Source organism: Sinorhizobium sp. P24N7, from assembly GCF_042436655.1.
GTDB classification, from domain to species: domain Bacteria; phylum Pseudomonadota; class Alphaproteobacteria; order Rhizobiales; family Rhizobiaceae; genus Sinorhizobium; species Sinorhizobium meliloti_A.
Map to the genome: position 1 here is coordinate 1 of NZ_JBHMIW010000149.1, position 399 is coordinate 399.

Here is a 399-nt window from a genome sequence, read left to right on the forward strand (position 1 = left end):
TCAGAGGAAACATTCAATGCACCAGAATGCCATAATCGCGATCGCAGCTACCCTCGGTTTAGCGGCTGGCGCCGGCGGCACCTACATTGCCACGTCCGAGCCGAAAGTCGAAGCTCAGGCCATCTCGAAAGCCGAACTGGTTGCGGCTATCTCCGCTGATCCATCTCTTTGCCCTATTCCGACCGTTGAAGCGCCGACAGAAGCCGAAGCATTGGCCGCCTACCGCAAAGCACATGCGGCGTCTCCTCTCGTTTGGGATCGGAATAATCTGCCGGAAATCTCTCTGGCACTCGGCCAGTGCGACAAGGCCGGTGCAGGTCCCGGCGTCGCCTGCATGACCTCAGTCAAGATGTCACCTGATGCGCAGCCGATTGATCGTATCGTGGGCTTCGCCAAATC

At 58.4% G+C, this 399-nt stretch carries 1 protein-coding gene; it reads left to right on the top strand.

Annotation, left to right across the window (positions count from 1 at the left end):
• Positions 1-16: 16 nt before the first annotated feature.
• On the top strand, positions 17-399 hold a 383-nt coding region (locus ACFHWW_RS34375; RefSeq protein ID WP_379943867.1), incomplete at its 3' end, for a hypothetical protein.